The organism is Pseudoalteromonas sp. SG41-5 (genome assembly GCF_014164495.1).
In the GTDB taxonomy this organism is placed as follows: Bacteria; Pseudomonadota; Gammaproteobacteria; order Enterobacterales; family Alteromonadaceae; genus Pseudoalteromonas; species Pseudoalteromonas rhizosphaerae.
This window is the reverse complement of record NZ_JACJFH010000135.1, coordinates 1-8236: the sequence shown is the minus strand read 5'-3', so window position 1 is coordinate 8236 and position 8236 is coordinate 1. Positions and strand designations below refer to the sequence as shown.

General features: G+C 41.6%; 8 protein-coding genes. 1 reads left to right on the top strand and 7 read right to left on the bottom strand.

Annotated elements, in window-relative coordinates:
• Positions 1 to 148 precede the first annotated feature (148 nt).
• Positions 149 to 748, top strand: coding sequence for a Yip1 family protein (locus H5232_RS21280; RefSeq protein ID WP_145241488.1), 600 nt, complete (start codon positions 149 to 151; stop codon positions 746 to 748).
• 114 nt (positions 749 to 862) lie between these two features.
• Here the strand turns inward: H5232_RS21280 and purF are convergent, their stop codons facing one another.
• The 7 genes from purF to H5232_RS21245 form a co-directional block, all read right to left on the bottom strand.
• Positions 863 to 2389, bottom strand: a complete 1527-nt coding sequence (purF, locus tag H5232_RS21275) for an amidophosphoribosyltransferase (protein WP_182718155.1) — start codon at positions 2387 to 2389, stop codon at positions 863 to 865.
• A gap of 18 nt (positions 2390 to 2407) precedes the next feature.
• Entirely contained in the window at positions 2408 to 2902 is a 495-nt protein-coding gene (locus tag H5232_RS21270; protein ID WP_054206292.1) for a CvpA family protein, read from the bottom strand.
• Between the two features lie 61 nt (positions 2903 to 2963).
• Positions 2964 to 3602 (bottom strand): SPOR domain-containing protein, encoded by a 639-nt coding sequence (locus H5232_RS21265; protein ID WP_182831466.1) that lies wholly within the window; start codon positions 3600 to 3602, stop codon positions 2964 to 2966.
• Positions 3603 to 3613: 11 nt separating this feature from the next.
• Complete coding sequence (gene folC, locus H5232_RS21260) at positions 3614 to 4879, bottom strand: bifunctional tetrahydrofolate synthase/dihydrofolate synthase (protein ID WP_182768354.1); 1266 nt, start codon at positions 4877 to 4879, stop codon at positions 3614 to 3616.
• A gap of 25 nt (positions 4880 to 4904) precedes the next feature.
• Complete coding sequence (gene accD / locus H5232_RS21255) at positions 4905 to 5780, bottom strand: acetyl-CoA carboxylase, carboxyltransferase subunit beta (protein ID WP_145241496.1); 876 nt, start codon at positions 5778 to 5780, stop codon at positions 4905 to 4907.
• Between the two features lie 160 nt (positions 5781 to 5940).
• Positions 5941 to 6735 carry a tRNA pseudouridine(38-40) synthase TruA gene (gene truA / locus H5232_RS21250; RefSeq protein ID WP_149980769.1) on the bottom strand — a complete coding sequence of 265 codons (795 nt, stop codon included), beginning with the start codon at positions 6733 to 6735 and terminating at the stop codon, positions 5941 to 5943.
• Positions 6736 to 6913: 178 nt separating this feature from the next.
• On the bottom strand, positions 6914 to 8236 hold a 1323-nt coding region (locus H5232_RS21245; protein WP_310736895.1), incomplete at its 5' end, for a FimV/HubP family polar landmark protein.

Sequence of the window (8236 nt, the reverse complement as noted above, 5' to 3'; positions counted from 1 at the left end):
AATAAAGCGCTAACTGCGTTATAATTTTTTCAAGTAGAACAACTACATGTCAAAATTTACGCCTTGTTATCACTGTATTTATCTGTCGCTATAAATGGTCAGTAACTTAACACGATTGGTATAATTCCTTTTCATGGGGCACACAATTATGATACTAAACCATCTTTGGGGCATATATGCCCATCCACTCGAAGAGTGGCAAACAATAGATAACCGCCACGAGAGCTTAACATATAGCCTATCACATATATTACTGATAGCGTTGTTTCCATCTGCAATGGGTTATTACTCATCAGTTTATTTGGGCTGGAGTATCGGGGCTGGTAATCCGGTATTTTTAACCCACGATAGTGCAATACTGATTGCTGCAGCTATGTATGGCGCTTTAATTGTAGGTGTGTTTGCGCTGGCTTATTTAGCACATTGGATGGCTGTTACTTTTGGTGCAGAACCAACCTTTACCCAAACCTTAGAACTTGCAGCGTATACTTCAACACCAGTATTTATGTCTGCACTAGCGGCATTTTGGCCAGAACTATGGTTTGTTGTATGTGTGGGTTTGGTCGCTTTAGGCTATTCGGTCTACTTGCTGTATACCGGTGTGCCCATTTTGATGCATATACCGCAAGAGCGTGGCTTTATTTACGCAAGCTCTGTGGTAACTTGCGGACTAATTTTACTGGTGATTATTTTAGCTGTCACCGCCATATTGTGGACCAACGGTATCGTAAGTCCAACCTTTACATGATACCTAGTTCAACGTTAGAAGCTGTAAAATGTAGTATATAGTAGTGTTATTATTTTCTTTCCTTCGCAAAAAAGGAGCTAAATTTAGCTCCTTTTTTATTTCGCTAGGCAGAGATTAATCTGAGCCGTTTTCTTCTTGATTATGTAACTCTAAACCAGAAGACATGGCACTTTCACGACTACTTTTTGCCGAATCATTACGCAGCTGTTCAATACGATTCAAATAATTCTGATCGATACCACCGGTAATATATTGGCCATCAAATACTGATGTTTCAAATCGTGTAATTTCTGGGTTTTCCTGCGCTACGGCAGCAATCAAATCAGGTAACGATTGGAAAATCAAACCATCAGAGCCAATGCTTGCATTGATATCTTCAACTTCACGTCCATGGGCAATCAACTCAGCCGCAGATGGCATATCAATACCATACACGTTCGGAAAGCGAATTTCAGGTGCAGCAGAAGCAAAGTAAACGTTTTTAGCACCAGACTCACGCGCCATTTCAACAATTTGTGCTGAAGTAGTGCCACGTACAATCGAGTCATCAACTAGTAATACGTTTTTACCTTTAAACTCACGGTCAATTGCATTGAGCTTTTGACGTACTGACTTTTTACGCATTTCCTGACCAGGCATGATAAACGTACGGCCAATGTAACGGTTTTTAACAAACCCTTGGCGATATGGCAGATTAAGTACGCGGGCGATTTCCAATGCCACATCACATGATGTTTCTGGGATTGGAATAACAACATCAATATCTTTATCAGCCCATTCGCGAGCAATTTTTTCGCCAAGCTTAGTGCCCATATTTACACGTGTAGCGTAAACAGACATGCGATCGATATTTGAGTCTGGACGTGCAAAGTAAACAAATTCAAAGATACATGGCGAGTAAGATACTTTATCTGCGCATGTTTGAGAGTAAAACTCACCGCCTTCAGTAACATATATCGCTTCACCAGGAGCGACATCACGCACAAATTCAAAACCATCGGTTTTTAACGCAACGCTTTCAGAGGCAAACATATACTCGGTGCCATTTGCAGTTTCACGTTTACCAAACACTAATGGACGAATACCATTTGGGTCACGAAACGCGATAATACCATGGCCAATTACCATAGCGATGGTGGCATAACCGCCTTGAACTTTATTTATAACTTCGGTGATACCGTTAAAAATATCTTCAGGGTCAAGATGTAGTTTATTTGGTTTACTTAATTCATGAGCCATGATGTTAAGTAAAATTTCAGAATCTGAGGTTGTGTTAACGTGGCGACGTGCTTCACAGAACAATTGATCTTTAAGCTGCTCTGCATTGGTTAAGTTACCGTTGTGTGCTAAAGCAATACCGAACGGTGAATTAACATAGAACGGCTGCGCTTCAGACGAGCTAGAAGAACCTGCTGTCGGATAGCGTACATGGCCGATACCAATAGTGCCTTGTAAACGCTTCATATGACGGGTGTGAAATACATCTTTCACTAAGCCATTTGCTTTGCGTAAACTAAAGGTGTTGTTTTCAATGGTAATGATGCCCGCGGCATCTTGACCACGGTGTTGCAAAACAGTTAAGCCATCATAAATCGCCTGATTTACAGGAGATGTTCCGACTATTCCAACGATACCACACATGAAATTTTTCCTCGCCGATTAACGGTTGACCGAATTTAAAAAGCTAGAGTTATTTTCGAGGTATGAAAAAAACCACTCAACAACAAAGCCAAATTCTGGGATCAAAATAGAGTTACCCCACCAGTGCGTATTGGGTGCACCAGTAAAAGCATCAAGAAAGAAGAGTAACGCGCTCACGACCAACACGCCACGAAGTGCACCAAAGACAATGCCGAAGACACGGTCTGTGCCAGACAAACCAGTACGTTGTACAAGTTCACCTAGAAGGTAGTTTAACAATCCGCCTAACAATAGCGTCGCAAAGAATAATATGGCAATGGCCGCTGCATTTCTTAAAAGGGGTTCAGAAATACTTGTTAGGAATGATGCTAAATATTGGTAAAACAAGCTAGATATGATAAATGCGCCAGCCCACACAGCCAAAGACATTGCTTCTTTTATAAAGCCACGAATTAAACCGATAATAGTAGACAGTGCAATAATGCCAAAGATGGCGTAATCAACCCAGATCATATGAACCAACTAGTCGTTAATTTGGGGCGCATTCTATAAGAGGTCAGCACTAAATGCCAGATCATTTTGCTACTTCAAATTGGGTAACTTTTCCGTTAAGTTTAGTAAGTGCTTTTAATTCAGGGAGTTTGCTCTCAAGCTGGGCTTTATCAAGCGACGGACCCACAAAAACTTTGGTTAAAGTACCATTTGGTGTTTTAACTGGACGGGTAAAGGTTTTAAACCCTTTGTCACTTAGTTTAGCTTGTAGCGATTTTACATTCTCACTATGCGAAAAGCTCCCCAACTGAATTACATATGCCATTTTCGATAAATTTTCTTCAGGCTTACGTGATGGCTCAGACTTTTTTTCAACAGGTTGTGCTGTAGTCGTTGCTACAGTAGTTTGCTCAGTCGATGCTTCAACCATTTTTTTCGCTACTAGCGTCGTCTCTTCAACCGCATCAGAGGAACTTGAGATTAGGTCATCATCTGGCAATATATCTTCCTCAGGCTCTTCGTTTGGCTGTTGTGCGTTAGCCACTTGATCATCTATTGAATCTTGCAAGTCAATAGTTGTGAACTCAGGACGTTCCGGAATGGCTTTAAAGCCTTCTTTGTAATGTACTTTTTCGCCATCAAGAATATTAGGAATAAACACGATAGCTGCAATCACCACAATAGTTGTGCCGACTAAACGATTTATAAAGCCTGAGTTCACCTGATTCCTCTCTATTTTTTCCAATAATTGATAGCAGCTGCAACAGTTAAGAAGGAGCCAAATATGATTAACGCCGTCTTCTCATCAAGCTGTGGCAACACACCATCCAATGCGTCTGCAACTGTTTGATATTTTTCAATTGGCGCGCTTGTATGCACATTATCCATGGATTTAGCTAAATTCTCTACTTTATCGCCACGAAAGCAATTAAGTCCGGCTAAACACCACGCATCAACTACCGGGCTAACTTCATTTAATACAGCGACTTTGTCTTTATCAGCCAGCATAGCGACTAACGCATGAACTTTAAAGCCTTGATCTTGCAGGTTAGCTAACTTTTTAGCTAAATAGCGTGCAGATTCAGCATTATGTGCCACATCAGTATAGACCATAGGTTTGCTGCTTAGTTGCTGAAAACGCCCTTCAACAACTAAATTAGCTAAACAATCACGGATCACTGCCTCACTAGGTAATAAATCTAACACGGCTAATGTGGTTAGTGCCGTTGCCGCGTTTTGGCATGGGATTGATGGTTTAGCAAACTCAAAGTGATGGGCTTGATATTGCCAACTAAAACTTTGCGCATGCTCTTTAAATATAAAGTCACGCCCTGATAAATGCATCACCGCGTTAATTTCATGACCGTAGTCGGTGACTGTGTGCGGTATATTTAAATCGCCGACAATGGCAGGTGTGCCAGTACGGAAGATCCCTGCTTTATCATAACCCACAAGCTCTCGCGTATCACCAAGGTACTCTTTATGATCTAGATCTATGGTGGTGATCACACTGGCAAATGGAGTAACAATATTGGTAGCATCGAAACGCCCACCTAAACCCACTTCTAACAGCACATAATCAACGCTATGGCGTTTAAAAATAGCCAGTGCGCCTAAGGTGCCATACTCAAAATAAGTCAGTGGCGTGTCACCGCGGCCTTGCTCGAGCAAGTCAAACGCATCAACATGAAATTGATCATCAAGCTCAGCGCCATTAATGCGCACTCGCTCGTTATAATGAATTAAATGAGGAGAGGCATAGGTACCAACCGAATAACCTTGGGCAAGCAGCAGTGATTCTAAACATCGGGCAGTGGTGCCTTTGCCATTGGTGCCGGCTATTAGAATAATTTTACTTGGGCTATCTAGTAAACCAATGGTATTGGCAACTTTGGCAACGCGTTCTAAACCCATGGCAATATTTGCTGGGTGAACACTTTCTAAATAACAAAGCCAATCATCAAGGCTTGATGATTGGCTAGGAAGATTTTTTGTCATAGCGTGTAATCAGTAAAGCTGAAATTTACGCTACTCTATGCTCTTGTTCCGTAGAAGGCAAGTTCATAAATTTAGCTAGTATGCGGGCAAGTGTGTCACGCATTTCACGGCGATCAATAATCATATCGATGGCACCATGCTCGAGTAGAAATTCACTGCGTTGGAAGCCTTCAGGTAAGGTTTCGCGCACAGTTTGTTCAATTACACGAGGACCCGCAAAGCCGATTAATGCTTTTGGCTCCGCCACGTTGATATCACCTAGCATAGCTAATGATGCTGATACACCGCCCATAGTTGGGTCAGTCATTACTGAGATAAACGGTAAGCCTTGTTCGCTCATCTTAGCAAGTGCAGCACTGGTTTTAGCCATTTGCATAAGCGACATTAGTGCCTCTTGCATACGTGCGCCACCTGAAGCGGAGAAGCAAATTAGCGGCATGTTATGCTCTAAACACTGATCAACAGCATCCACAAAACGTGCGCCAACAACCGATGCCATTGACCCACCCATAAATGAGAATTCAAATGCGACGGCGGCCACTGGAATGCCTTTTAAGCGTCCCTTCATCGCGACTAATGCGTCTTTTTCGCCACTTGATTTTTGTGCAGCGGCAATACGATCTGAATATTTTTTCGAGTCTTTAAACTTTAAAATATCTTTTGGTTCGTGCTGTGTGCCAAGTTCCTGGCGGTCGCCATCATCCAAAAAGTGCTCAAGGCGTTTACGGCCACTCACACGCATGTGGTGATTGCATTTAGGACATACATTGAGTGATTTTTCTAATTCAGCTTTATATAAAATCGAATCACAATCTGTACACTTTGCCCAAACACCTTCAGGGATCTCTTTACGAGCCGAAGACTTTGTTGTTTTAGGTAGGATTTTTTCTAACCAACTCATTTGCAACTCTCTTAATACTATTCTGTGCTTTGCTGCGTTCCTGCCAAATCATTATTGACAGACAAATTTTTTCAATTAAAACATGAATTCCACACAGGCGGTATAAAAAACTGGTCTTAGTAGTGAAATGCCTGCAAGGTTATGTTTAATTTATCACCAATTAACCCTTCACATCCGTTAAGAATAAAGGGCCAAGTGGTGTCGACGGAATTTCAAACCGCGCCGGATAGTCAACATCAACTAAGTATAAACCTGCCGCCTTTGCCGTCGCACTGGCTTTGGCTCGCTCTTTTAAATCAAGTAACTCTTTTAGCCACACAGGTTGCTGCTTATGAATACCAATATCGGTTAAGCAACCGGTAATGTTACGCACCATGTGGTGTAAAAATGCATTAGCCTTAATATCAATAATCACATAACTGCCTTGACGCTCAACTGACAAGTGATGAATAGTACGTGTAGCAGTATTCGCTTGACAATGCAAAGCTCTGAATGACGTAAAATCATGCTCACCTAATAGATATTGACACGCTTCTTGCATTTTAGTTTCATCAAGTGGATGATGAAAATGCGTAACGCCTTCATTTAATATTGCTCCTCGAAAGGCGTTATTGTAAATAACATAACGATAACGACGAGCTGTAGCACTAAAACGTGCATGAAAATCATCACTCACCGGTTTTGCATAGCGAATAGCAATATCTTTTGGTAGCAAGGTATTCATACCCATAGTAAATGCAACCATATCGCGTTCAGCATCGGTATCAAAATGCACCACTTGCCCAGTGCCATGCACGCCGGCATCAGTGCGCCCAGCACAGACTATTTCAACTGGATGATTACAAATACGCGAAAGCGCGGTTTCTACTTCTTGTTGTACGCTATTTACATGCGATTGACGTTGCCAACCACTATAACGGGCGCCGTTGTACTCAACTCCAAGTGCTACTCGCATAATTACTGCTTTACCTACTGTGCTAATGAACGGGGCATTTTATGCTATCTGACGCTGCAATAAAAGTGACTCTATACAAATTAAGCGCACAGTAGCCAAGCGAGCTTTTTTCTATTGCTAAAAAAACGGCGAGTAAACTAAATTTACTCCCCGTTTTAACTATAAATGCAGAAACAACTTACAGTAATTTTGCTTTTAAGCTTTGTGCTTCTTCTTGTACTTCTTCGGGACCATTTGCTATCACTTCGTCAATAGCGTCAAGGGCTGCATCCATATCCCCTATTTCAATATAAGCACGTGCTAAATCAAGTTTTGCAGAATAACCGCCACTTTCAGCATCCACATCAGTTGGGTTATCTCCAGCAAGTAAGGCATCAAACTCACTTAATCCGACATCCATATTTACATCATCATAAGGTTCATAATCTAAGCTTGTATCATCACTTTGTTCAATCAAAGCATCAATATCGACAAATTCATCCGCAACGATGTCCTCATTTGTTGATGTATTCACGTCTTCACTTAATTGCTCCGCCGACGGCACATCATCAGGTACTGAAAGCTCTTCAAGTGCAGCAAGATCTTCACTGAGTAACGCATTGAAATCAACTTCAAACTCGCTGCTATCATCTATTTCTAAAGACTCAGGTTCAGCCAACTCACTAAGCAATGCATCAAAATCTGTTTGGGTGAGATCAGCCATAAAATCATCATCAAGCTGATCATCTGACAACGATTGTTCCAGTGGATCTTCAAGTTCAGTCGCGAAATCACCATGATATTCATCTTCTAACGCATCTGTAAGTTCATCTTCAACAACTGCTTCATCTTCAGTAACTAGTTCGTCTTCAGCAACTGGCTCATCTTCAGTAATCAGCTCATCTTCGATTAATAATTCATCATCAAAATCTTGCTCTAAACTATCTAAATCGTGACCTCCCGCCATTGCATTAGCAAGATCTTGCTCAGCTTGACTAAGCTTCAGCTCTGGAGTATCTGCTCCCGACGTTTCCAGCTCAGTCTCATCGGCTAATTCTGCGTCACTATCAATCTCTTCATCATCGAGTTCAAGGTCTGGATAATCATCAAGCTCTAAACTTGGTGTTACTGTATCATTGCTAAGAGGTTCGTCTTCCAGTGCTAAATCAAATTCATCACCGAGCTCTTCATCTGCAAGCGGATCATCTCCCAGATCTATTTCAACCTCTTCGATATCATCGTTGAGTTCATCAACATCAGACCATTGTGGAGGCTCTACGTAATCGTCTTCTTGCTGCAGTTCATTGAGTAAATCATCAACACTTTTTAGTGAAGGATCATTATATTCTTCAAGTAAATCATCTTCATCAAGTAAATCGTCGCTTGATTCTTCACTCGTTTGTGCAAATAAATCATCATCTAAACCTTCAAGCTCTGATCCAAGTTCATCTAAAAGCTCAGGCTCTGCTGCAAGCTCTGGCTCTTCAACAAGCTCTGGCTCTTCAACAAGCTCTAGCTCTTC

Coding starts and splice junctions, on each gene's coding strand:
- H5232_RS21280 (WP_145241488.1), top strand. CDS start 149: ATGATACTAAACCATCTTTGGGGCATATATGCCCATCCACTCGAAGAG.
- purF (WP_182718155.1), bottom strand. CDS start 2,389: ATGTGTGGTATCGTTGGAATAGTCGGAACATCTCCTGTAAATCAGGCG.
- H5232_RS21270 (WP_054206292.1), bottom strand. CDS start 2,902: ATGATCTGGGTTGATTACGCCATCTTTGGCATTATTGCACTGTCTACT.
- folC (WP_182768354.1), bottom strand. CDS start 4,879: ATGACAAAAAATCTTCCTAGCCAATCATCAAGCCTTGATGATTGGCTT.
- accD (WP_145241496.1), bottom strand. CDS start 5,780: ATGAGTTGGTTAGAAAAAATCCTACCTAAAACAACAAAGTCTTCGGCT.
- truA (WP_149980769.1), bottom strand. CDS start 6,735: ATGCGAGTAGCACTTGGAGTTGAGTACAACGGCGCCCGTTATAGTGGT.